A 23960-nucleotide genomic window follows, 5' to 3' on the forward strand; every position below is an offset into this window, starting at 1 on the left:
GCGGCACGGGCAAATCGTTCCAGTCCAAACGCCTGTTGGGCAGCGCGGTACAGGCAGGCATTGGGGTGGATGTGTTCGATGTGCATGACGAACTGGACGGCATCCCCGGCGCTAACGCCTGCCGTTATTCACAGGCCACTGGCTACGGTTACAACCCCTTGGAGCTGGACACTGACCCGCACACGGGTGGGGTCAACCGCCAAACCGAATACCTGCTGGGATTGGTGCGTGAAGCCTCCCCGCAATTGGGTATCAAACAGGAGATGGTCTTGCGCAACCTGCTGTTGGACACTTACGCGATGGCAGGCATTTACCCTGACAACCCGCAGACATGGCAGCGGCATAGCATCACCGAAGCCCAACGCAAGCAACTGACCGATGCGCGTAACTGGCAAGCTCTCAAGCAGCATTACCCGACGCTGGATGACCTCAAAAGCTACGGGCGGCGCAAGCTCACCGCCCTTACCCTCGGCGGTGACAACAAGTGCATCAGTGCACTGGAACAGCTTGCCCGCCATTACAAACGCCTGAATGCCCTGCAAGGCAAGTACGCCAAGGCCAGCAGTGATGATGAACTCGATAAGTTGGGCAAGCAGCTCAACACCAGCAAGGACAACTGCACCAGCAGCTATGCCGCCTTCATCGAAGCCATGCAGACCGGGCGGGAACTGGAAGACATGCTCAAGTATGATTCGGCGGATACCTTGGCATCCGTGCTGCAACGGCTGGAACTGCTCAATTCTGCCGGGATATTCCGCGCCAACCCACCACCGTTTGGTGACACCCATGCACGGGTACACCAGCTCAGGTCACTCACCGATGAACAGCAAATCCTGTTTGTAAAACTCCGCCTGCGTGCCATCTTTGAGCGCCACAAACAGGCGGGGCCAACCCTCAGCGGCACGGAAGTGCGCCACATCCTTTTTCTGGACGAGGCGCACAAGTTTTTCAGCAAGGATGGCAGCGACATTATCAACGTGATAGCGCGGGAAGCCCGCAAGTTCGGCATTGGCCTGTGGTGCGCCAGCCAAAGCCCGAATGATTTCCCGGAAAGTTTCCTCACCAATGTCGGTGCAACCCTGATCTTGGGGCTGCACCCCACCCATTGGCAGACGGCAACCACCAAACTGCGGCTGGGCAAGGACACCCTGAAATACATCCGGGCCAAACAAGTGGTGGCAGTGCAGTTGCGGCGCGAAGGGATGGCGGAACCGCCGTTTGGGAATGTGATTGTGGGGTAAGGGTTCTGGGGGAGTTACCATCAACCACCAATCTTACGCATCCCCCGGCAAGCCGGAAAACGCGGGCATCCCCAGAACATCTTGCCCACATTCTGACCATTGCGTGTTTCGCGCATCACCATCGGGCTACCGCATTGAGGGCACGTAGGTTGTGCCGTGGGATTTTTGGATGCGGCACTTTTGAGGTGCTGGATATGTGCCTGATGGGTAGCAAGGGAGGGTGCTAAACGGCCTGCTTCAATGGCGGCAATGTATTCCCGGACTTGTGTTTCCGACAACACCACGTCAGTCATCGACTTGATGTAACGGATGTATCCCCCTGAACGCAGCACATTGGCTGGCATCTCCGTTTTGAAGGTGCAATCCCCTGTAAACACGATCACTGAGTGCAGGTATTTCAGCTCAACCGCCAGACAGGCTTGCAGTGTTTTCAGGTGCTTATAGTTCTGGCGTAGCGGGTTCTGGAACTTAAACGACTGTTTGTAAATCTTCTGTGTCCACATCGGCTGCTGTTCGCCACCGAAAATCCAGCCCTGCATATTTTTGGTTTCCACCACGAATATGCCGTAGCGGGACACAATGATGTGGTCAATCTGGGTTGTGCCGCCATCTTCGGTGGGCAGGGTCACATCCTTGATCAGGTGGTAGTCGTCCTTATTGAGGGCAAGACTGGAGGCTACGTTGACCGCCCATTCACCCATTGCACCTTTGAAGCGGGCGGATTTGAAGAAAGCGACCAACAAAAATAATGGCAAAAGCCAGAGGAAGCCTGTGAAGACTTGGGCGATGATGGGGGTGAAGTCGAGTTGCATAATCCCTATTACTGATAAAATCATTTAAGCCGAATACTACCATGCAATAATCGGTTAATATCCAGCCAATGTAATTCATTCAGATGTTCGGCAACACCTCATGCTCATCGACAACAAATCCTCCGGCAAAGTCGGCGAAAAACTCAAAGCAAACCTGATTTCAGGTGACAGGCTATCGTTTGTATGCGCCTTGTTTTCCCTGCACGCTTTTGATGCCCTCAAACAGGAATTGACCAAAAGTGAAAGTTTGCGCTTATTGCTTGCCCCTGCGGGAATCACCAACGATGTCGCCAACGTATTACCGATTCAGCTTACTGGCGATGCGTTTGAAACCCGCTTGCGTAACCGCTTAACCCAACACCACATTGCCCGTGAATGCGCCAAATGGTTAGAACAGAAAGTCACCGTGCGGCAGGTTAAGCAGGCGGGGATGGTGGGCAGCAACCTGTTTCATATCCAGCACTCCGACCAAACCGGGTTTGCGGTTAACGGGAGTTCACAGTTCACCACATCCGGTTTGGGTTACAGCGAATCCCCCGGTTTCCACATGAACATGGGCTTTGCTGATAACGAAAATACCCGCGCCATGTTGGGCTGGTTTGACAGCTTGTGGAACAGCAACGCGGTTGACGATGCCAAACAAACCCTGCTGCACCAGCTTCAAGCCTTGTATCGCGACTATTCCCCGCAGTTCATCTACTTCCTGACGCTCTACAATATCTTCAAGGATTACATTGAAGACATCGACGAAGAGAAGATCATCCGCAGCAAAACGGGGGTGAAAGATACCGCCGTGTGGAACAAGCTCTACCGTTTCCAGCGTGACGGGGTAATCGGGGCAATCGACAAACTGGAGCGTTATAACGGCTGCATCATTGCCGACAGTGTGGGCTTGGGGAAAACCTTTGAAGCACTGGCAATCATCAAATACTACGAGCTGCGCAATGACCGGGTGTTGGTGCTTTGTCCGAAAAAGCTGCGTGAAAACTGGACGCTCTACACAGTCAACGACAAGCGCAACCTGCTGGTGGCTGACCGTTTCAACTACGATGTATTGAACCACACCGATCTTACCCGTGAAGGCGGCTTTTCCGGGGAAATCAATCTGGAAACCCTCAACTGGGGCAATTACGATCTAGTGGTAATCGACGAGTCGCACAACTTCCGCAACAACAATCCGCGCAAGGATGGCAAAACCCGCTATTCACAGATGATGCAGGCCATTATCCGTGCTGGGGTAAAAACCAAGGTGCTAATGCTGTCCGCCACACCCGTCAACAATCGTATGAACGACCTCAAGAATCAGGTCGCCTTCATTACCGAAGGGCGGGATGATGCGTTGGCGGATCATGGACTAACCAGCATTGAACAGACCTTACGCAAGGCTCAAAGCCGCTTCAACGCATGGGTCAAGCAAAGCCCTGAACAACGTACTGCAAAATCACTGTTGGACAGTCTGAATTTCGACTATTTCAAGCTGCTGGACTTGCTGACCATTGCCCGTTCACGCAAGCACATCGAGAAGTATTACGGCACGGCAGACATCGGCAAATTCCCGCAACGCCTCAAGCCACACAACATCAAGGCGGACATTGACAGCAACAGCCAATTCCCGCCGCTTCATGCCATTAACCGCACCATCCGCCGTTTGCATTTGGGCGCGTATTCCCCGCTGAAGTATGTGCGGGCAGACAAGCGTGATGAATACAGCCGCCAGTACGACCAAGCGGTAAAAGGTGGGCAAGGCGGCGTGTTCCGGCAAGCTGACCGGGAAGAAAGCCTCATCCACCTGATGCGCGTCAACCTGCTCAAACGCATGGAAAGCTCGATCCACTCCTTTCATTTGACGGTCAATAGCTTGCTGGAACAGGTCGATACCCTGCTGGAGAAAGTGGAACAGCACCAAACCGCCGAGATTGAAGAACTCAGTATCGAAAACCTTGACCTCGATAGCCCAGAATGGGATGCCTTACTGATTGGCAACAAGATCAAGGTACTGATTCAGGACATGGATTTGGTCAGGTGGAGGCAGGACTTACAAGAAGACCGCTACCAACTGCAACACCTGCTGGAAGAGTCACAAGCGATTAGTCCGGCACGGGATGCCAAGCTGCACGAATTGCAGGCATTGATCCGCTCCAAGATCAACCAACCCATCAATCCCGGCAACCGCAAGGTGATCATTTTCACCGCCTTTGCTGACACCGCCATCTACTTGTACCAACAGCTTGCACCGTGGGCATTGCAGGAACTGGGTGTGCATGGCGCATTGGTGACAGGTTCGGGCAGCAACAAGACCACGCTGAAAGGGGTCAATACCGATTTGGGCAGTTTGCTGATGCACTTCTCGCCCATCTCCAAAGAACGTGAAAAGATTATTACTGGGGATGCACCGCAAATCGACCTGCTGATTGCTACCGATTGCATTTCCGAAGGGCAAAACCTGCAAGACTGCGACACGTTGATCAACTACGACATCCACTGGAATCCGGTACGCATTATCCAGCGGTTCGGACGGATTGACCGTTTAGGCTCAAAGAATACCCGCATCCAGCTTGTGAATTTCTGGCCTAACATGGCACTGGATGAATACATCAACCTCGAAGCACGGGTCAGCGGGCGCATGGTGCTGCTCGACATTTCCGCGACGGGTGAGGAAAACATCATTGTGCAGGATGAAGCCAGCCAGATGAATGACCTCGAATACCGCCGCAAGCAACTGGAACAGCTACAGGAAAGCGTGCTTGATTTGGAAGACTTGGCAGGCGGGGTTTCTATCACCGACCTGACACTCAACGACTTCCGCATGGATTTGTCGGCTTACATGAAAGCCTATCAAGGTGTGCTGGAGCAATCGCCAATGGGCTTGTTTGCGGTTGCCAGCCTTGACGATGCGTTGCGGAATGACGGCCTAGAACCGGGGGTGATTTTCTGCCTCAAGAACATCCGTAACCCGGTGCAGACCGACAGCAACTACGCGCTTGCCCCGCATTTTCTGGTGTATGTCACCGCAGAGGGTGAGGTGAAGCACCCATTCACCGCTACCCGACAAGTGCTGGATAGCCTGAAAAAATTGGCAGTACGGCATACTGTACCGGATGAAACCGCCGTCAACGCTTTCAACCGCAGCACCCGCAAAGGGGCAGATATGCAGCTCTATCAGCAGTTGCTGGCAAAGGCTATCGACAGCATTGCGGGCAAGAGTCAGGAAACCGGGGTGTTGAGCCTGTTTAGTCGGGGTGGGACGGTACTTGCTCCGGGTGAATCGCAAGGCATCGAAGACTTTGAAGTAAGCAACTATTTATTACTTGTCGGATAATCTTTCATGAGAAACAATATTAGATTTGATTTATCAGATTATCTAATTCATTTCTTTAGAGATGTTGACTTAGAAAGTGACAGCCATATCGACTTCCCTGAGTTCTGTGGATTTAATAATTTACATCATAGCTCCAGGCTGGATGCGCTTTTTCTAATGCGCATTGCATTACGGCATGGAAAATTATTTGCATCTTGGTCTTATCGAAATGGATTAAGAACAATATATGGAAATTGCCCAACGGTCTGTTTTACTGACATGCCACTTGCAGCATTTATTCAAACCAGTGAAGAAAGGCTTAGTCGCGGAGAGAAGATTAGTAATTATGCTTTTCTTTTTCCAAAGAAGGATATGTTTAAACTAGGGGCAAGACCTGTAATATATGGACTGGCTGGACTTAATCTTCCTTATATTTCGCCGAATATAGAAGGTGAGAGAACTCTTGATTCAGCATTGTTGCCGGTGCATGAGCAATATAGATATGTAACATATAACCCTGTCTCTTCAAGACCGATAGATTGGACACATGAGCGAGAATGGCGATGGCCGTATACGGAATCTATTGATGAATTCCGCCACAATTTATATGAGGAAGGGGTAATAGAAGACTTCTCAAGTCATCCTGCGTTTTATTTTATAAATTCAGATATAGAAGATTGTGGTGTAATCGTAAAAACCGAGTCAGACAAGAATAAGGTTCTATTCGATATATTAACAATAATAGATAGAGGAGTAATAAGTAAAAAATTCTTTTCTTTCATTATATCTCTGGATCAGCTTGGTTGTAGTGCAAACTTCATAAGCCCTAGTGCTATGTCGGAACTCATAAATAAGAATGCCATAAATATTGATGACTTCTTCAAAATTTCTAGAAAAACAGCAATAATCAATAGGGATTTAATAACTAAGATAGTAAATTCAGAATTCTCAAATGAAGATTGGAATATTCCAAACTATGCTAATGAAGTAGGGAAAAGTTGGGTGTGGTTCATCAGTAATCAAACTAATCTTGTACGCTCATTGATAAAAATGAAATTAATAAGAGTTAATCGTGAGGGAAGATACTTGTTAGATATTGATCCTTTGCTCAATTCCGAATATCCTCTTGAGTCCTACCCATTAAAAATGCAAGAAGAAATATGCAAAAAAATTGCACTAAGCTTAACTGAAAGGTTTGGCGTAAATTGTACCTATTTTTCGGTCGCTTTTAGTGATAATTTTGATAACCTTCCCTATTATACTAATTTTATTGACAATCATGAATTCTATAATGAAACAATTGAATGTGATTGGTAGCTTAGATGAATTCCTTTAAAAAACTTACTCAGTATTTATCTGAGAATGATTTATTCTAAAGGATAATCCATGACTCAACGGAATATTTGGAGTAACTGTAGTGCGGCAAGTTGAAGTTGAAAATCAATTAAGAGAAGTGGTTGGGCGTTTAATAACGGAAGTTGATCTTGCTACTGATCAAGGGAGGCTTGATGTTAATTTGATTTCAGAGGATGCTTGGATTCCGATTCTAAAAGAAGTATATCAGTGTCCAAATTTAATAAATTTAAATCGCAAATATAAAAACTTTCCAGGCATAGACCTCGGTGATGAGCAAGATCGTGTTGCATTTCAGGTGACTGCATCAACAGATATTGAAAAAATAAAGGGAACTCTTGAGCAGTTCAAGAAGAGAAGTTATAAAAATTCTTTTGATGAGCTTTATGTGTTTACCATTAGAAAGAAGCAAAAAAGTTACTCGCAAGATGTGGTTAATAAAATAATTGATGGAAATATTACATTCAATGTTTCAAAACATATTATTGATCCTGGAGATATTTTGTCTGCTATTACTCGACTCCGATTGCCTGCCCAAGAAAGAATGCTTCATGAATTCAGAATCATATTAGGTGATGTTAAGTCAAAAATTGACCTACTAAAGTCTTCAGAGAATGTGCCTTACCTTCTTACATCAAATATTCTGAAAATTCATGTGCCAGATACTATATATGTCGCAGAACTTAACATAAACAAGGATGCAACTATTGCATTAGCACAAAGAGATTATGGATTAAAAAAGAAGAGTATTGAAAAGGCATTATTAACAAAACTTGCACTAAGAATTGCAGGTTTGGATATTGATGGCTGGGTTGTTCATGAAAATCAAATATTTAGCTTTTATAATTTAGAAGATGAAACCAAGTTTCACTCTGTGATAGATGCTAGCACAGTTGAAGAACTAGGTGTCAATGACTTAGCTTGTCACTCACTTGCTGAATATCAAAATCTATTTAAATTTCTTTTGAAGGATACGCTGAAAGATCAGTTTGAAAAGCACAATATTGGCTGGAGCAAACAGCAATTACAATTTTATTTCTTACCAATTGAATATGGGGGAGATTTCAGAAAGGTTAGCTGGATAGGAAAAAGAACAGCAACTCGCACAGTTTATGAGAAAAAATATCAGAGCAAAGATCCATCAAAAACAGCATATCACCGTCACTTATCATTCGGCCTTTCCTTCGTTGAAATTGATTCAGAGTGGTTTGCCATCGTAAGTCCTAACTGGTTTTTCACTTGGAATCTATACAGAAAAAGTAGGTATCATGATGAACTTTTGTCTAGACAAAAAAGATTGGAACATAATCATTCGGTCAGAAATCTTGTTAGGTTTATTGCATATTTTCTTGCCGATTCAGCTAATCATAAAGATAAGATTAAATTCGGTGTTTTAGAAGAGTTTCAGTTTTTCTCACAAATTTCACTTGAAGAAGATGAACAATTAGCCCACGACGCCGACGAGGATTATGAAGATGCAAATGAAAATATTTGATGAACCAGAATTGGAATTTGCTAATGGTAGGCATATATGCCCAAAAGCTGGTATAGAAGCTCTTGGTGTATACGATAAAAATGACGAGTTTCGTCAAAGTGAAATACGCCTTGGAATTGTTGGCAGAGGTGAAGGGGTTGATCTTTTGGATCTCTGGCTCGTAAAATGTCAGGAAGGTATTGAAGCAAAAGAATCCAAACATCCAAACTTGTTTCGAGGTTTTGGTGGATTCTCGCAACATTATGGTTTTTTTGCAAAATTTAGATATGGTTCCACATTAATACGCACCATTCAGAAATCAAAGTTAATAAAAACATTAAAAATTGACTCACGGGAAGAGCGCATTAGAATCTGTGTCGAATTGTATTTTGATCAAATCAGATTTCTGGCTGAGCATAGACCTGTCGATGTTATCATTTGCGTTATACCAAATGATATATTTGATGCTGTAACAAAAGAGACCAAACATGCAGAAGAAGATGGCGTCACTGATCAGGAAGAAGATAAGAATCCCGTTAATGAAATGGAGCATAACTTTAGAAGGTTGTTAAAGGCTCGGGCTATGCATCTTGGGAAACCATTGCAATTGGTTCTTGAAAAATCATTAGCCTTTGATAAAAACAATAAGGGGCAACAAGATAATGCTACGCGAGCATGGAATTTTTGCACAGCAATTTATTATAAAGGGAATAAAACAATTCCCTGGAGGTTGGTTGAAGAATCTTACAAACCAAAGACTTGTTATGTAGGGGTTAGTTTTTATAAGAGCCGTGATAAAGAAACCGTTTCCACTAGTCTTGCCCAAGTGTTCGATGAGTTTGGTCATGGTGTTATTTTAAGAGGTACTCCTGTTCAAATTGACAAACAGGATAAGCGTCCCTATATGAATGAAGAACAAGCATATGATCTGCTCATGAATGCGCTTAATGAGTATGATCATGCGTTAATGCAAATGCCCGCTAGGGTTGTTATTCATAAATCCAGTATTTTTAGAGAAGAGGAAATTTCAGGTTTTAGTCGTGCGATTGAAAGAAAAGGAATTCACTTAAAAGACTTTGTAACAATACTGAATTCACAGATAAGATTGTTCAGCTATGATCAATATCCACCTGTGCGAGGAACTTTTTTATTACTTTCTGAGAGCAAGGCTATACTCTATACAAGAGGTGCTGTTAATTTTTATAAGACTTATCCAGGAATGTATGTGCCTTCACCCTTGGAGATTAGAGCTTTTGAACACGATTCGTCTCTTGAGGATTTATGCAAAGAGGTTTTAGGTTTGACAAAGATGAATTGGAACAATACCCAATTTGATGGGCGTTATCCAATAACTATTGAGTGTTCAAGAAAAGTTGGAGAAATCATGAAATATGTCAATTTATCTGAAAAACCCCAAGTCAGTTATAGTTTTTATATGTGATCTCGTAAGCATATTGTACAATCTCCCTTTAGAACATTGCATCATGCATGAGAAACTGAGTATTGCTATTGATGGATAGCCTGCCGCCTTACAAAACCCTCAACCTCCCCGCCTCCACCCGGCAATCCGTCCGCATCTACAAAAAGCAGTTGCTGGAAAACGCTGACCTGTCCGCGACCGACCGCAAGCACATCCAGCAGGACATCGACACGTTGGAGTGGCGGCATGTGTTGAAAGCGGGTACGTGCGACATTCTGCCGTTTAAGGATGAGGAACGCGATTACAGCGAACTGCACCTGATTCACGTCACGCTCAAGTTCCCCGCCCACGTCAAACGGCTGGGGGAAGTTTTGCAACGTGCGATCCAGTACCCGCTGATATTGGTGTTTGAACACGCGGGGCAGGTTTGCATCCAGATGGCGGACAAGCGCATCAACCGCGCTGACAATACCCGCCTGACGGTGGAAACCCTCCATGATAGCGGTTGGCTGAATGTCATGGAGCCGGATGCCGCTACCCTTGGTTTCCTGCAAGCCTTCCGCTTTGAGGTTTGTGACCAGCAACACCTGTACGCCTTCTGGCAATGCCTGACGGACAAACTCGCGGGGCTGGAAACCGCACGTTATACCGGGCATTATGTGGCAACACCCACGCTTGACCGGGAACAACGCCGCGCCGTGTTGCAGCAACTCCATGCGCTGGAACAGCAATTGACGACTATCCGCGCTACGCTCAAGCGTGAAACCCAGTTCAACCGTAAGCTGGAATTGAATATGCAGGCCAAGCAGTGCCAGCTACAGCTACAGGCATTGACTGCCCAACTCGACTAAAGGAATACCATGCACAAGCTGACCGCCCATGACGCTGAAACCCAAAGCCTTGATCTGGTCGCCGACAATATCGCCAAACTGACCGCGCTGTTCCCGGAAATCCTCACCGAAGGGGCGGATGGCGGCAAACGGGTGGATTTTGAAGCCTTGCGCGAGTTGTTGGGTACGGCGGTGGAAGACAAGGAAGAGCGTTATAACTTCACTTGGCATGGCAAGGCGCAAGCGCGGCGGCTGGCGCAAACCCCGTCCACGGGGACATTGCGTCCGTGTCCGGCGGAATCCAAGCATTGGGACAGCACCCAGAATCTGTTCATCGAAGGCGATAACCTTGAAGTGCTGAAGCTGCTGCAAAAGAGCTATCACCAGCGGGTGAAGATGATCTACATCGACCCGCCGTACAACACGGGCAAGGACTTCATCTACCCCGACAACTACCGCGACAATATCGCCAACTATCTGGAACTGACCGGGCAGACCGGGGAAGACGGGCGCAAGCTCGCCGCCAACCCCGAAACGTCCGGGCGTTACCACACCCACTGGCTGAACATGATGTATCCTCGCCTCAAACTGGCTCGCAACCTGCTGCGGGACGACGGCGTAATCTTCATCTCCATCGACGACACCGAAGTTGCCAACCTGCGCAAACTCTGCGACGAAATCTTCGGCGAAGAAAACTTCATCGCCCAATTTATTTGGAAATGCCGTCAGTTCACTGATGCCCGTTCTGTTAGAAATGTATCAACAGACCATGAATATTTACTCGCATATTCAAAAACAAGTGAGACAGTTTTACGTGGCAGGTCTAGGGATGAATCGAAGTATTCCAATCCCGATAACGATCCTCGTGGTGTTTGGATGAGTAGAAGTATTCTAGGATTAGCATCACCTGAGCAACGCCCAAATCTCCATTACTCAATTACAGACCCTGACTCAGGTATAAACTACGCCCCACCAACAAATACGGGATGGCGTTATGCAAAAGAACGTATGCAAGAGTTAATTGGAACAGGATGTATATTATTTCCAAAGAAATCTGATGGGCGACCGCGAGAAAAAAAGTTTCGGGCTGATTTGGAAAGCGAATTTACTTCGTTTCCAACGCTGATAGATGATGTTTTCACATCGCATGGTACTACTTCAATTAGAAGCCTATTTGAAAATCAACTGTTTGATTTCCCTAAACCACCAGAACTAATCCATAAACTCGTAGAGCAAGCTGCTGCTAACCAAGACATTGTGTTGGATTTTTTTTCGGGGAGTGGGACGACGGCGCACGCGGTGATGGCGTTGAATGCGGAGGATGGCGGCAACCGCAAGTTCATCATGGTGCAGTTGCCAGAACCGACCGATAAGCCCGATTACCCCACGATTGCGGACATCGGCAAAGAGCGGATTCGCCGTGCCGGAGAAAAAATTCGCACCGATAAAGGCGGTATCATCAATCTGGACGTAGGTTTCAAGGTCTTCAAGCTGGATTCGACCAATATCAAGCCGTGGGACGTGGGGTTCGACGACCTCGAAACCAGCCTGCCGCTGTTCGCCGACAGCCTCAAGGACGACCGCAGCAACGACGACGTGCTGTATGAAATCCTGCTCAAATACGGGCTGGACTTGAGCCTGCCCATCACCACCCACACCCTCGCAGGCAAAACAGTCTACAGTATCGGCATGGGCGCACTGATCGTCTGCCTCGACAAAGCCATCACGCTCGACACCGTGGAAGGCATCGCCAAACTCAAAGACGAACTCCAGCCCGAAGACAGCCTGATGCGCGTGGTATTCCGCGATTCCGGCTTTGCCGACGACGTGGTGAAGGTCAACGCCGTGCAAATCCTCAAACAGGCGGGGATTGAAGACGTGCGGAGTGTATGACATGGGCAAACTTCAGAAAACGCCCGCTACGTTGACCAGCCTATGGCAACGGTTGTTAGCCTTGGATTGTGGTTTGGCTTTTCTCGGCACAAAACAACGAGTGCCAGTAGACGGCACATACACCCACGTTGATCTGGTGTTTTACCATCGTATCCTCAAATGTTTTGTATTGATTGACCTGAAAACGCACAAAGCCAAACATCAAGACATTGAGAAAATGACACTGTGCCTCAACCACTACAAGGCAAAAGAAAGTGCCACGAATGACAACGACCCCATCGGTATCATCCTTGCCATTGATGGCAATGAAATGATGGTGGAGTACGTGGCTGGTGCAATTTCCCAGCAACAGTGCCTAACTGTCTACCAGCCATCTTTACCAGATACCGATGTATTACAAGCGCAATTGCAGCAATTGTTGGATGAACAAGGAAATAACGCATGAGTCTTCCGTCAATAAGATTAAAATCATCAAACAGGCAAGTATTGACTAGTGACGAGTGTAAGGAGCAAACCCTATGGCAATGATACAAGGCATCCGCATTAAAAACTTTAAAGGATTAAAGCAGATCACTCTTGGCAAATTATGGAGCGCACAGAATACTGATTCACTCACGCCAATGACTGTTGTAATTGGTAAAAATGGCGTTGGTAAAAGTTCATTGTTTGATGCTTTTGGTTTTCTGGCAGACTGCCTGAGAATGGGTGTTGAAGAGGCTTGCGATGCGAGAGGAAGAGGAGGATATGAAAAAATTCATTCACAGGGGCAAGAAGGTGGTATTGAATTTGAGATTTACTACAAACAGGATGGTAATGCACGCCCCATTACGTTTGAACTAGAGATTGACCTAGATAGTGATAATAGACCTTACGTAAAACGGGAGCGTCTACGTCAGCGGCGGCGAGGACAAGATTATGGGCGACCTTTCTCTTTCCTAATCCTGAATGAAGGTAAAGGAATCGTATGGAAAGGAGATGCAGAAGGTCGTCAAGTTGATGAAGCTACCGAAGATGCTAAACTACGTGACCTATTAGAACTTCTTGGTCTGGATAAGAATAGTACAAATTCCGAACGAGAAGAAAGTACAGAAACAGAAGTTGTTGAACTGACAGATAAGCGGCGTTTGGGAATTGCGACACTAGCATCATTAAAACAACATCCGCGTATTTCTGCTTTTCGTGACTTCGTGGAAAGTTGGTATTTGAGCTATTTTACTCCAGATGCTGCTCGTTCTATTGCAAGGAGTGGGCCTCAACGCCACCTGAATATTCATGGAGACAATTTAAGTAATGTTGTTCAGTTTATGGAGCGTGATCACCCCAAACGTTTTCAAGCAGTGTTAAACCAAATTGCCAGCAAGATTCCTGGCATCGGTAAAATTAGCACCTACCGAGACGAAATTTCAAAGAATCTCTACCTATTATTTGAGAACCAAGGGTTTTCCAAGCCATTTTCTCAGATGCAAATGTCGGATGGCACATTGAAGGTATTTGCCTACTTATTATTACTGGAAGACCCTTCTCCACCACCATTTCTGTGTATCGAAGAGCCAGAAAATGGGTTGTACCACAAATTACTGGAAACCTTGGCTCAAGAATTTCGCAAACATGCTACGGGGAGAAAGGGTGGCTCCCAAGTATTTATTACAACTCACCAACCATATTTTGTAGATGCACTAAATCCAGATGAAGTTTGGATATTGGAAAAAGGTGAGGACGGCTTTTCTACGATCCGTCGTGCCAGTGATGATCAACTAGTTGAAAACATGGTAGCGGAAGGCTTGCCGTTGGGAAGCCTATGGTACAGTGATTATCTGGATGCGAGGTAAGTAGATGCACTTCGAGATACTCGTTGAAGACCAGTCCGGGAAGAAAATGCTGGAAATCCTTGTGCCTACAATGATTGGTGAGGGACACAGCTACAAGATTACCTCCTACAAAGGTGTTGGTCATATCCCCACGAATATGCGTGACACTAAAACAGCCAGCAACCGCATCCTATTGGAAAATCTGCCAAAACTGCTGAAAGGTTACGGCAAAACCTTTGCTGGGTATGGGGCGGATTTTCCGTGTGCGGTTATCCTTGTCTGTGATTTGGATGATAAATGCCTGACAACATTTACCGGGCAATTGCAGGCGATTCTGGATGCTTGCCATCCCCAACCTGAAACCCGTTTTTGTATTGCCATTGAAGAAGGCGAAGCGTGGTTTCTGGGGGATATTCCCGCCGTCAAAACTGCCTATCCAAACGCACAGAATGCGGTTCTAAACGGCTACGTAAACGACTCCATCTGTGGCACATGGGAAAAGCTCGCGGATGCAGTCTACCCCGGTGGGTCACGTGCCTTATCCGCCAAAGGCTGGAAAGCCGCAGGTGCAGAAAAATCCGTATGGGCGGAAAAAATTACCCCGCACATGGATGTTGAAAACAACGCATCCCCCAGTTTCAACGCCTTTAAAACCGAGATGGACGCACTCACCGCATGAAAATCCAGTTCGACAGTGGCCTTGCCTACCAAGCCCAAGCCGTGGAAGCCATTTTGGGCGTGTTTGAAGGGCAGGAAACCACCCAAACTGCCTTCACCGTCACGTCAAAACCCGTATTCAACGGGCGTGGGCAAGGCGATTTGCTGCAAACTGCCGCCGCCAGCGAATACGGCATCGGCAACCGCCTGATGTTGCTGGAGGACGAATTGCTGGACAACGTGCGCCGCGTCCAACTCCAAAACGGCCTCAAGCAAACCAGCAAGCTGGACAAAAAAGCCCTGAACTTCACCGTTGAAATGGAAACCGGCACGGGCAAAACCTACGTCTACCTGCGTTCCATTTTCGAGCTGCACCTACGTTACGGCTTCACCAAATTCATCATCGTCGTGCCGTCCATTGCCATCAAGGAAGGCGTGTACAAATCGCTGCAAATCACCAACACGCATTTCAAAGACCTGTACCAGAACATCCGCTACGACTACTTCATCTACGACTCGCAAAAGCGCGAACAGGTGCGCAGCTTCGCCACCAGCGACTACGTGCAGATCATGGTGATCAACATTGATGCTTTCCGCAAAAGCTTCAGCGACCCAGAAAAAGAAACCAAAGCCAACCTGATCCACCGTGCTGACGACCGATTGAACGGGCAACGCCCAATTGAATTCATCCGCGACACCTGCCCGATTGTGATTATCGACGAACCGCAAAGCGTAGACAGAACCGACAAAGCTAAGGAAGCGATTGCCAGCCTCAACCCGCTGTGTACCTTGCGCTATTCCGCCACCCATGCAGACAAACACCAGATGCTCTACAAACTGGACGCGATTGATGCCTTCGAGCAAAAGCTGGTCAAACAGATTGAAGTCAAATCCCTCAATGTGCAGGACGGGCATAACAAAGCCTACCTCAAACTGCTCAGCGTCGATAACCGCAAGTCACCCATTACCGCCACCATCGAACTGGACGCACTGCAAAAAGGCGGCGGGGTAAAACGTATTAGCAAAAAGCTCAAAGCCGGGGCTGACCTGCTGGAAGTTTCCGGCGGGCGTGACCTGTACGATGGTTACATCATCAACGACATCGTTTGCACACCGGGCAGCGAATACATCGACTTCACCAGCAAGCCCGACATCCTTAGCTTGGGACAAGCCATTGGCGATGTGGACGAAGATGCGCGTAAACGCCTGCAAATCCGCCAGACCATCGAAAAACATCTGGAACGCGAACTGCTCCTGAACCCGATGGGTATCAAAGTCCTGAGCCTGTTTTTCATCGACCGCGTAGCCAATTACCGCAGCTACAACGCAGCGGGTCATGTTGTTCCCGGCAAATACGCGCAATGGTTTGAAGCCGAATACCGCGCAATGGTTGCCAAACCCAAGTACCGATCCCTGTTCGGCGAAATCGACCCCACAGCGGAAGTCAGCAAAGTGCATGACGGCTATTTCTCCGCCGACAAGCGCAAAAAAGGCGACCCGGATAGCTTGATACGTTTCAAGGATAGCAGCGGCACAACGGCTGAAGACGAAAACACCTATAACCTGATCATGAAAGACAAGGAAAAGCTGCTCAGTTTCGATTCCAACCTGCGCTTCATCTTCTCGCATTCTGCCTTGCGTGAAGGCTGGGACAACCCCAATGTGTTCCAGATTTGCACCCTGAATGAAACCGCATCCACCCTAAAAAAGCGTCAGGAAATCGGGCGCGGCTTGCGGTTGGCGGTCAACCAGCAGGGCGAACGCATCCAAGGTTTCACCGTCAACACCCTGACCGTCATGGCAAACGAGTCCTACGAAGCATTCGCCGCCAAACTCCAGCAAGAAATTGAGGATGATGAAGGCATCCGCTTCGGCTTTGTCGAAAAACACCTGTTCGCCAATATCGTGATAGCGGAAGAAGGCAAAGAACCCACCTATATGGGTGCAGACAAGTCCGAAACCCTGTGGGAAAACTTACTGGCAAGCGGCTACATCAATGACAAAGGCAAAGTGCAAGACAGCCTGAAAACTGCCCTGAAAGCAGGCAGTATCAACCTGCCCGATACTTTCGCCACCCACGCTGACGCAATTACCGCCACTTTGCGCAAAGTCGCAGGCAACAACCTGAACATCAAAAATGCCGACACAGGACAAACCGTAGCACTCAACAAACAGGTTTACCTCAGCCCCGAATTCACCGCGCTGTGGGATCGCATCAAGCACCAGACCACCTACCGGGTAAATTTCACCCCTGAAAACCTGATTGACACTTGCGCCAACAAACTGGGTGAGATGATCGTGGGTAAAACCCGCTTTGAATCCATTGAAGCCAAGCTCCACATTGACCGTAGCGAAATCGCAGGCACAGACGTAAAGACCCAAACTTACGTCTACGACCTGCGTGATTACACCTTGCCGGACATCGTGACCTACTTACAGGATGCCACTAACCTGACGCGCCGCAGCGTGATTGACATCCTGCAACGCTCAGGCCGCCTGAAAGACTTCAAAAGCAACCCGCAAAAGTTTATCGAACAAGCCACCGCCATCATCCAGCAAGCCATGCGCTTGGCACTGGTGGATGGCATCAAATACCACAAAATCGGCGATGGGCATTTCTACGCCCAAGAATTGTTTGAATCGGCGGAATTGCGCGGCTACCTCAACGACAATATGCAGGCCGCCGCCAAGTGCGTGTATGAGCATGTGGTGTATGACTCCGATGTGGAAGCCAGCTTTGCTTTGGGTATGGAGCAGAGTGAGGACGTGAAGCTTTACGCCAAACTCCCCGGCTGGTTCAAGATTGATACCCCGCTTGGCACCTACAACCCCGACTGGGCCGTGCTGGTGGAACAAGACGGCAAAGAACGGCTGTATTTCGTGGTGGAAACCAAAGGCACGTTGCTATCCGACGCGCTGCGCCCGGTAGAAGACGGTAAAATCAAATGCGGGCGGGCGCACTTTGCCGCGATGGAAAACGACGTGCAATTTACCAAGGCGAATGGGTTTGGGGAGTTTGTGGGGCAATGGTGAAGATGGGTTATTGTCCTAAACGGCTAACCCAAACAGCTTCATGCCATCCAACGGTGATTCCACAAAGCCGTGGCGGAGGTAGAATTGCTTGGTTTGGTCAGACATCGCATGTACCAGCAAGGCACGCACCCCGACCTGTTGCGCGACTTGCAAGGAACGTAACAGGGCATCTTTAGGCAATCCCCGTCCCAAGCCCTGCCCCTGATAGCGTATGTCAGCCACCAACCAGCCTAAGATAAAGGGTCTGGCATATTACGACGGACTTTGCCGGGTGCAGTATTCAGCATGGCGCTACCTGTTGCCAACGCATAGTAGCCAACCACTGCGCAAGGGAAAGCGGGCAGGCGCATGGATAGGCTGTTTAGAAAACCAGCCGCAGGGGCTTGACTCCGCATAATTAGTTAGCTTAGGCTAACTATCACTTTTTAAGCAGTAGCCACACCGGGGTAATCCATGCTGACATCACTTGCTTCCAGTGCCCCCCCCCTTGCCACTAGGAAAGTTGTTAAGCCTGCGTGGTCGGGCAGCCATTGTCACCGAAGCAGACGGCGGCATGGGCACAGCTATTGCCCAACGGCTGGCAGAAGCAGGGGCAGACATGCTGCTATGCGGCCTGAACCTGTGTACCTTGGAAAAAAACTGTGAGGACTTACAGCACTGTTTTGGTATTGATGCCCAACCGTTAGCCTTGGATTTGTCTGATCCTGATGCTGCTTATGGGCTGATCCGCAGTGCCACCAAACACTTTTCACACACCGACATTCTGGTAAACAATGCGGGTATTTTCCCTGCCAACCCGACACGAGGGCGTCTTGATACCGCGTGGGATCGGGCCGTGAACATTAACTTGCACACCGCTTATGAAGCTTCCCGCGAGCTTGCCAAATACCTTCAAGCCCAAGGAAAGCCGGGCGTCATCCTGAATATCCTGTCGATTGCCAGCGTCACATCGGCGGGGAATCCGGGTGATTATCTTGCCACTAAACATATCCTTGCCAGCGTCACCAAGAATATGGCGGTGGAACTGGGGCCGTTGGGCATCCGCTGCCTCGCACTCGCCCCTGCCCGTATCCTCAAACCCGCCGTTTCCCTCACGCCGGATGTCGCGGCAATGATGGCAACAAACCCGTATATGCGGCAGGCATTTGAGGACTACATCGCTGCCACACTACTGCGGAAGACAGCGCAGGACGACGAAGTGGCAACCATCGCCTTGTTCGCAGTCAGCGAAATGGCACGTTTTATTTCAGGGGCAATCATCCCCGTGGATGGCACGGATTACTTGGTTCACTAAAAACCCGCGTGCTCATATTTTTTCAGGGTCAATACAAAGCCCCGCCAATGTGCCAGAACCTGTTTCTGCTGACCATAACGCATCGCAAACCTTGCCCAGCAAGGCATGAAGTTGGCGTAATTCCTCTGCTGTCAGTACCTTGCCCACGGCATCGGCAGTCTGCTGGTAAGCATTGAGGTCTTCTTTTTGCACATCAAAGGCTTTTTCCGTGGGCAACAGATGGCTAGTACGGGCGTCACTGGGGTTGGCTTGGCGTTGTACATACCCTTGCTTTTCGAGTTTGCTGACCATGGCGCTGGCAGAGGCTTTGGTAAGGCCCAACAAGTTTGCCAAATCAGTCAGGCGTATACCTTGCGGGCTACTGCTGATCAGGGCGTACAAGTATTCCATTTCCGTGTTCGTCAGGTTGACATTGCCGCTTTCACAAGCATAACGCCGCCATTGCAGCCACATATACCAATCAATTTGTTTCAAGCACTCACTGAGTTGCATGGGATTTGCTCCGTATTATTGGTTAGTTTAGGCTAACCATAATGCTTTAGGCAATAGCTGGCTATCACAGCACCAAGGCAACCGCTTGAACATTGGGTTGTAAAACGCGCATGGATGGGGTTTGGCCTGACAGGACTTAAATTTGGTTTGCAATGAATGTGGCCGGGTATCTTTCTAATCCATGTAGTGGTTTTGTCAGGCATCCCTATCCCACATGGTGGCAACTAATTGGTCACACTGAAAAGCCACACAGTCTGTGCAAGTGCCCGCCAGCACCCGATTCCAAGGTCGATTGTTTGCCATCCAGTTGGATTTGAATAACTTTTAGCCGAACAGGGGATTAAAGCTGACAAACCTAATTATTCAGCCTACATTCAGCCTTCAACCGAAGTGATGAATAAAAAACAGGAAAGGAAGCACCCCCAATGGCTTCCATATAGGCTTTGTGTTGTGGGGAAGTGCAGGCAACGTTTTAGTCACATTTTATCCCTATGTTGTCTGTCGGTACGCCGGAACCAAGCCCTCCCCGGCGGTCAATTTACCAAAAACGTATAGAAACTACACGGCAACCACCAGTACGATGCAACCAACCATGATTGATGAACCCTATTCCAGCCGTGAACAAAAATTGCTGGCCTGCCTCCGTGAAGCACAGGCAGCGGCTGCGGTCGGCAATATTGACGGCGTTTTAAGGATGCAGGCCGATGCCTATGACGTACTGTCGGGGATCGTCGGCAACCAGACCCAACAAGTGCTCAAGCCACGGCAGAACCGCTACGGTGTGGGCATGGATTGTGTGGATGCTGCCAAATAATAGGGCATCGCTTCAAAGGGTGCTGGCAACAGCCGGGGATAAGCTGCCAAGCCCTGCATAATATTCTGGAACAGCAAGCCAAATATCCCCTCCCCCACCACATCCAAGCTCAGATGCCCATCCACCAACAGGCTGCTCAGGGCGGATAATGCCGCCCTGATTTATCAAACAATAGGGTGTATCATGCATAAACCTCCTATATGCTTCAGGAGCGAATCAGGCATGAACATCACTTTAAACATAGATGGGCTGGCGATCTTAGTTGTCGCAATACTCTTGGTTGCCTATGCCGTGCGCAAATGGTTTCGGTGAATGTAATGGCTGCAACCTGAACGGCATCAATCAAAATCGAACAGCTCACCCCAAAACCCTTCCCGTTTTTTGTGGTGTCCATAATGCGGGTCATGATGCCGTTGTTGTTGCTGCTGATGATGATTGCCATACACGGGTTGCTGCACTGGTGGCGCGTAGGCGGCATGGGATGCTGTTACCGGGGCGGAACGCTCAATGATCTTGTCCAGTTCGCCACGGTCAAGCCATACACCCCGGCACTGGGGGCAATAGTCAATTTCGATACCGTTGCGGTCAGACATTACCAAATCGACGGTTTTACATACGGGGCATTTCATACGGGGTTTCCTTTCCTGTGAATGATGGAAAGGCGATAATAGCAACAGCTCACCCTTTAGCCCACACAACCCCAGCGGCGGCTGGAAAAGATTGGTGGGGGACTGGAATAGTCCCGTTCGTGCCTTTGGGCAAAAACATCTAAAATGGGAAGTGGGTAATGGGGGGCTACGCCTTACTTGGGGTTCGTCCCAACAAACGTACCCAAAATCCAATAGGGAAGCAGGACGGTAGCTTTTGCGCGGAGGAAACGCTTCTGCTAGAGTCCTACGGTATGCGTAAACACATCGTCCTCTTGCTTGTCTTATTGATGGTTGCCTTGCCAATCTGGTCAGCGGCGAGCGTGTGCCATCATGTGAAAACGCAACCCCTAACCATACAGATGGCTGACCATCACTGCTGCCTTGATAAGCAAAAGACATCCGCAAACCCAACGTCTGCCGATACCTGCCATTGTGACCAACTCCAACACGCGCAATTTATCCTGAGCCTACCGGAAATGGTGGCAGCGGCACCAACCCACTGTTTCATCCCACCTGCGTTGCCGTTCCAACCCTTGCCCAAACGTGCTGACGTACCCTACCGCCCTCCCATCGCCTGAGTTTGCCCCATTATCTCACTTATATCACCTGAACATTAACCTCTGTATTAACGGAAGATTTTTCCATGAGCAAGCATTTCTATTTTGGCGAAGTGGTGGATGGCTATGCTGTCCGTGTGTTGAACGAACGCGAAGCCCGTGCTGGGGCGGGGTTGTTATTTGTCTTTGCTATCCTGTCATTCCTGTATGCGTACCGCACGATGGATTTCCGCTACACCAGCATTTTCATCACATTTTTCATGGTGGACTTTTTTATCCGCGTAGTGGTGAACCCCAAATACGCACCCAGCTTGATCGTCGGGCGTTTTTTTGTGTCACGGCAAAAACCCGAATACGTGGGTGCGGCCCAAAAGCGATTTGCGTGGAGCATTGGTTTAGCCTTGTCGGTCATCATGTTCTGGCTGGTGGTGGTGTTGGAAATGATGACGCCGATCAAAATCTACATTTGTATCACTTGCCTGATCTTGCTGTTCAGTGAAACCGCTTTTGGCATCTGCATTGGCTGCGTGCTACACAACCTGATCCGCAAAACCCCGCCGACACTATGTCCCGGCGGGGTCTGCGAAGTGCGCGGCAAGGAAGATATTCAGCGCATCAGCTTGCTGCAAACCCTCATCGCCTTAGTGGCGTTAGCCGTGGTGGGGGTGTTGGGCTATCAGGCATCCAATATCTGATTGCCCATCACATTACGCCGGATAATCTCCGCCATACCCACAGGTTGTGGCGGCAAGTTGCTGAGGATTGCCGCCACGAATTCCCCCTTATCCGCTACCAGCGCGGTATTAAAGCGCTTTTCAAAGGCGATGGTGGACGATGGTTTGCCAGAAATACCTGCCCCGCACACGCTGCCTGCTTGCGCACCGGGGAAGATTTCCACGTATTCCGGCAAAGTCAGCAGCTTGTTGAAAATCGAACCGTGCAGCAGGCCCCCCATGCGTTCCTCATCACCGCGCAAGTCGGGACGCCCTGCACTTCCCACAAACAGGGTATGCCCGGTCAGCACAAACCACGGCCCGGCACTGCGGCGCACATCGGACACCAACAGGCAAATGCTGTCTGCCGTATGCCCCGGTGTGTGCAATACGGTGACGGTAACATTGCCAACGGTCAGCACCTGCCCATCTTTGAGCGCGGTGAAGGCAAACTGCGGGGTGGAACTTTCGTGCAAACAGTATTGCCCGCCACAGCGTTGTGCCAGTTCGCGCCCGCCGGATACGTGGTCGGCATGGATGTGGGTGTCGATCACGTAATCAATTTTCACCGCTTGTTGCGCGGCTTGCTGCAAAAACCAGTCCACGTCCTCGGCATGGACATCAACGGCAATGGCGTGGCCTTTGCCGCCACAACCGAACATGTAGGCCAGTGAGGATGCGTCAGACGGCGCGGCGCGTTGCAAGAAAAACATGGGGAATCCTCCGTAGCAGTTTTATGGTCAATGTGTGGTTTGGGTTGGCAACCCGGCAGCTTTCCATTCCGGCAGGCCATCTTGCAGGCGCAGCGCGGTAATGCCATGCCCACGCAGGGTTTGCACCATCTGGAAGGAGTACACGCAGTAAGGCCCCCGGCAGTAGGCAACGATGGTTTTGCTGTCATCAAGCTCGTGCAAGCGTTCCGCAACTTCTTCCGGCAGCAGGTGGATTGCACCGGGGATGTGTCCGGCGGCGTATTCGGCGGTGGGACGCACGTCCAGCACGGTCACTTCGTCGCGTCCGATGCGTGCAAGGAGTTCTTCGGCACTGATGGCCTCCATCTCTTCCTTGTGGGTCAGGTAGGTGTGGGCAAGGCGTTCCACTTCTGCCAGATGCAACTCGGCAGTGCGGCGCAAACTGGCGATCAGTTGCACCACGTCATCCCCGGCAAGGCGGTAGATGCGGCGTTTGCCATCGGTACGGACTTGCACCAAGGCAGATTGCTTGAGGGTTTGCAGATGGCGTGAGGTGTTGGCAACAGTGAGGCTGGCAAGCTGGCTGAGTTCTTCCACGCTGCGCTCGGTTTGGGCGAGGTAATCGAGGATTTCCAGCCGCTGTGGGGAAGCGAGTGCCTGCGCGATCAGGGCAAATTGGGCGTTGACCTGCTGTTTGAAACCGGGCGTTTGCATTGGGCACCTCTCATTCAATGAATTGCTTGAATGATTTCATGGACAAACGCCAACTGCAAGCAGTTTCAATGTTCTGGCAGGCAACACACCCGCTGATCCAGCGTCTCCAGCAAGTAGCAATGCTCTGCTGTCTGGCTTGGGCATTGGGCAATCTGTTCCAGTACGGCACGTATGGCTTGCAAGTCACGAATTTTGGCATCAATTTCCACCAAATG

21 protein-coding genes are annotated in these 23960 nt (G+C 49.1%); 15 read left to right on the forward strand and 6 right to left on the reverse strand.

Features of this window, described 5'->3' with window-relative positions; all coding sequences use genetic code 11:
• A partial coding sequence (locus PHE17_RS19900) for a DUF853 family protein (RefSeq protein WP_301017670.1) occupies positions 1–1241 on the forward strand: 1241 nt, incomplete at its 5' end.
• Between the two features lie 20 nt (positions 1242–1261).
• On the opposite strand, the gene PHE17_RS19905 is transcribed toward PHE17_RS19900, so the two are convergent.
• Positions 1262–2053, reverse strand: coding sequence for an NERD domain-containing protein (locus tag PHE17_RS19905; RefSeq protein ID WP_301017671.1), 792 nt, complete (start codon positions 2051–2053; stop codon positions 1262–1264).
• Between the two features lie 100 nt (positions 2054–2153).
• On the opposite strand from PHE17_RS19905, the gene PHE17_RS19910 reads away from it, so the two are divergent.
• From PHE17_RS19910 to PHE17_RS19955, 10 genes are all read left to right on the forward strand, one after another.
• Positions 2154–5372: a helicase-related protein gene (locus PHE17_RS19910; RefSeq protein ID WP_301017672.1), complete on the forward strand. Its 3219-nt coding sequence runs from the start codon at positions 2154–2156 to the stop codon at positions 5370–5372.
• A gap of 6 nt (positions 5373–5378) precedes the next feature.
• Positions 5379–6668, forward strand: a complete 1290-nt coding sequence (locus PHE17_RS19915; RefSeq protein WP_301017673.1) for a DUF4427 domain-containing protein — start codon at positions 5379–5381, stop codon at positions 6666–6668.
• 100 nt (positions 6669–6768) lie between these two features.
• Positions 6769–8199 carry an SMEK domain-containing protein gene (locus PHE17_RS19920; RefSeq protein ID WP_301017674.1) on the forward strand — a complete coding sequence of 477 codons (1431 nt, stop codon included), beginning with the start codon at positions 6769–6771 and terminating at the stop codon, positions 8197–8199.
• Complete coding sequence (locus PHE17_RS19925) at positions 8180–9619, forward strand: hypothetical protein (protein WP_301017675.1); 1440 nt, start codon at positions 8180–8182, stop codon at positions 9617–9619. Before PHE17_RS19920 ends, PHE17_RS19925 begins: the two co-directional genes overlap by 20 nt.
• A 71-nt stretch (positions 9620–9690) precedes the next feature.
• Positions 9691–10449: a DUF4391 domain-containing protein gene (locus PHE17_RS19930; protein WP_301017676.1), complete on the forward strand. Its 759-nt coding sequence runs from the start codon at positions 9691–9693 to the stop codon at positions 10447–10449.
• 9 nt (positions 10450–10458) lie between these two features.
• Positions 10459–12321, forward strand: a complete 1863-nt coding sequence (locus PHE17_RS19935) for a site-specific DNA-methyltransferase (RefSeq protein ID WP_301017677.1) — start codon at positions 10459–10461, stop codon at positions 12319–12321.
• A gap of 1 nt (position 12322) precedes the next feature.
• Positions 12323–12766: a PDDEXK nuclease domain-containing protein gene (locus PHE17_RS19940; protein WP_301017678.1), complete on the forward strand. Its 444-nt coding sequence runs from the start codon at positions 12323–12325 to the stop codon at positions 12764–12766.
• Between the two features lie 73 nt (positions 12767–12839).
• Positions 12840–14150: an AAA family ATPase gene (locus tag PHE17_RS19945; protein WP_301017679.1), complete on the forward strand. Its 1311-nt coding sequence runs from the start codon at positions 12840–12842 to the stop codon at positions 14148–14150.
• 4 nt (positions 14151–14154) lie between these two features.
• Complete coding sequence (locus PHE17_RS19950; protein WP_301017680.1) at positions 14155–14808, forward strand: DUF4276 family protein; 654 nt, start codon at positions 14155–14157, stop codon at positions 14806–14808.
• Positions 14805–17819, forward strand: a complete 3015-nt coding sequence (locus tag PHE17_RS19955) for a DEAD/DEAH box helicase family protein (protein ID WP_301017681.1) — start codon at positions 14805–14807, stop codon at positions 17817–17819. Before PHE17_RS19950 ends, PHE17_RS19955 begins: the two co-directional genes overlap by 4 nt.
• Before the next feature lie 15 nt (positions 17820–17834).
• Here the strand turns inward: PHE17_RS19955 and PHE17_RS19960 are convergent, their stop codons facing one another.
• Positions 17835–18041: a GNAT family N-acetyltransferase gene (locus PHE17_RS19960; protein WP_301017682.1), complete on the reverse strand. Its 207-nt coding sequence runs from the start codon at positions 18039–18041 to the stop codon at positions 17835–17837.
• 280 nt (positions 18042–18321) lie between these two features.
• Between PHE17_RS19960 and PHE17_RS19965 the strand changes: the two genes are divergently transcribed.
• Positions 18322–19113 (forward strand): SDR family oxidoreductase, encoded by a 792-nt coding sequence (locus tag PHE17_RS19965; RefSeq protein ID WP_301017683.1) that lies wholly within the window; start codon positions 18322–18324, stop codon positions 19111–19113.
• A 12-nt stretch (positions 19114–19125) separates the two neighbouring features.
• Here the strand turns inward: PHE17_RS19965 and PHE17_RS19970 are convergent, their stop codons facing one another.
• Positions 19126–19605, reverse strand: a complete 480-nt coding sequence (locus PHE17_RS19970) for a MarR family winged helix-turn-helix transcriptional regulator (protein ID WP_301017412.1) — start codon at positions 19603–19605, stop codon at positions 19126–19128.
• A gap of 592 nt (positions 19606–20197) precedes the next feature.
• Between PHE17_RS19970 and PHE17_RS19975 the strand changes: the two genes are divergently transcribed.
• Complete coding sequence (locus PHE17_RS19975; protein WP_301017684.1) at positions 20198–20419, forward strand: hypothetical protein; 222 nt, start codon at positions 20198–20200, stop codon at positions 20417–20419.
• A 338-nt stretch (positions 20420–20757) separates the two neighbouring features.
• On the opposite strand, the gene PHE17_RS19980 is transcribed toward PHE17_RS19975, so the two are convergent.
• Complete coding sequence (locus PHE17_RS19980; protein WP_301017685.1) at positions 20758–21048, reverse strand: zf-TFIIB domain-containing protein; 291 nt, start codon at positions 21046–21048, stop codon at positions 20758–20760.
• Between the two features lie 272 nt (positions 21049–21320).
• Here PHE17_RS19980 and PHE17_RS19985 point away from each other — a divergent pair, with 272 nt between their 5' ends.
• Positions 21321–21647, forward strand: coding sequence for a hypothetical protein (locus PHE17_RS19985; RefSeq protein ID WP_301017686.1), 327 nt, complete (start codon positions 21321–21323; stop codon positions 21645–21647).
• Positions 21648–21712: 65 nt separating this feature from the next.
• Positions 21713–22321 (forward strand): DUF4395 domain-containing protein, encoded by a 609-nt coding sequence (locus tag PHE17_RS19990; protein ID WP_301017687.1) that lies wholly within the window; start codon positions 21713–21715, stop codon positions 22319–22321.
• Here PHE17_RS19990 and PHE17_RS19995 read toward each other — a convergent pair.
• Complete coding sequence (locus tag PHE17_RS19995) at positions 22303–23052, reverse strand: MBL fold metallo-hydrolase (protein WP_301017688.1); 750 nt, start codon at positions 23050–23052, stop codon at positions 22303–22305. The two genes, PHE17_RS19990 and PHE17_RS19995, sit on opposite strands and share 19 nt — an antisense overlap.
• A gap of 27 nt (positions 23053–23079) precedes the next feature.
• The gene (locus tag PHE17_RS20000) at positions 23080–23745 is read right to left on the reverse strand and encodes a metalloregulator ArsR/SmtB family transcription factor (RefSeq protein ID WP_301017689.1); all 666 of its coding nucleotides are present in this window, start codon (positions 23743–23745) and stop codon (positions 23080–23082) included.
• Between the last annotated feature and the right edge of the window lie 215 nt (positions 23746–23960).

Source organism: Thiothrix sp., assembly GCF_028714775.1.
Taxonomy (GTDB): domain Bacteria; phylum Pseudomonadota; class Gammaproteobacteria; order Thiotrichales; family Thiotrichaceae; genus Thiothrix.

What these genes read in the sequence shown, in the direction of transcription:
- PHE17_RS19905 (WP_301017671.1), bottom strand. Translation starts at nt 2,053, where the DNA reads ATGCAACTCGACTTCACCCCCATCATCGCCCAAGTCTTCACAGGCTTC.
- PHE17_RS19910 (WP_301017672.1), top strand. Translation starts at nt 2,154, where the DNA reads ATGCTCATCGACAACAAATCCTCCGGCAAAGTCGGCGAAAAACTCAAA.
- PHE17_RS19915 (WP_301017673.1), top strand. Translation starts at nt 5,379, where the DNA reads ATGAGAAACAATATTAGATTTGATTTATCAGATTATCTAATTCATTTC.
- PHE17_RS19925 (WP_301017675.1), top strand. Translation starts at nt 8,180, where the DNA reads ATGCAAATGAAAATATTTGATGAACCAGAATTGGAATTTGCTAATGGT.
- PHE17_RS19930 (WP_301017676.1), top strand. Translation starts at nt 9,691, where the DNA reads ATGGATAGCCTGCCGCCTTACAAAACCCTCAACCTCCCCGCCTCCACC.
- PHE17_RS19935 (WP_301017677.1), top strand. Translation starts at nt 10,459, where the DNA reads ATGCACAAGCTGACCGCCCATGACGCTGAAACCCAAAGCCTTGATCTG.
- PHE17_RS19940 (WP_301017678.1), top strand. Translation starts at nt 12,323, where the DNA reads ATGGGCAAACTTCAGAAAACGCCCGCTACGTTGACCAGCCTATGGCAA.
- PHE17_RS19945 (WP_301017679.1), top strand. Translation starts at nt 12,840, where the DNA reads ATGGCAATGATACAAGGCATCCGCATTAAAAACTTTAAAGGATTAAAG.
- PHE17_RS19950 (WP_301017680.1), top strand. Translation starts at nt 14,155, where the DNA reads ATGCACTTCGAGATACTCGTTGAAGACCAGTCCGGGAAGAAAATGCTG.
- PHE17_RS19955 (WP_301017681.1), top strand. Translation starts at nt 14,805, where the DNA reads ATGAAAATCCAGTTCGACAGTGGCCTTGCCTACCAAGCCCAAGCCGTG.
- PHE17_RS19970 (WP_301017412.1), bottom strand. Translation starts at nt 19,605, where the DNA reads ATGCAACTCAGTGAGTGCTTGAAACAAATTGATTGGTATATGTGGCTG.
- PHE17_RS19975 (WP_301017684.1), top strand. Translation starts at nt 20,198, where the DNA reads ATGATTGATGAACCCTATTCCAGCCGTGAACAAAAATTGCTGGCCTGC.
- PHE17_RS19980 (WP_301017685.1), bottom strand. Translation starts at nt 21,048, where the DNA reads ATGAAATGCCCCGTATGTAAAACCGTCGATTTGGTAATGTCTGACCGC.
- PHE17_RS19985 (WP_301017686.1), top strand. Translation starts at nt 21,321, where the DNA reads ATGCGTAAACACATCGTCCTCTTGCTTGTCTTATTGATGGTTGCCTTG.
- PHE17_RS19990 (WP_301017687.1), top strand. Translation starts at nt 21,713, where the DNA reads ATGAGCAAGCATTTCTATTTTGGCGAAGTGGTGGATGGCTATGCTGTC.
- PHE17_RS19995 (WP_301017688.1), bottom strand. Translation starts at nt 23,052, where the DNA reads ATGTTTTTCTTGCAACGCGCCGCGCCGTCTGACGCATCCTCACTGGCC.
- PHE17_RS20000 (WP_301017689.1), bottom strand. Translation starts at nt 23,745, where the DNA reads ATGCAAACGCCCGGTTTCAAACAGCAGGTCAACGCCCAATTTGCCCTG.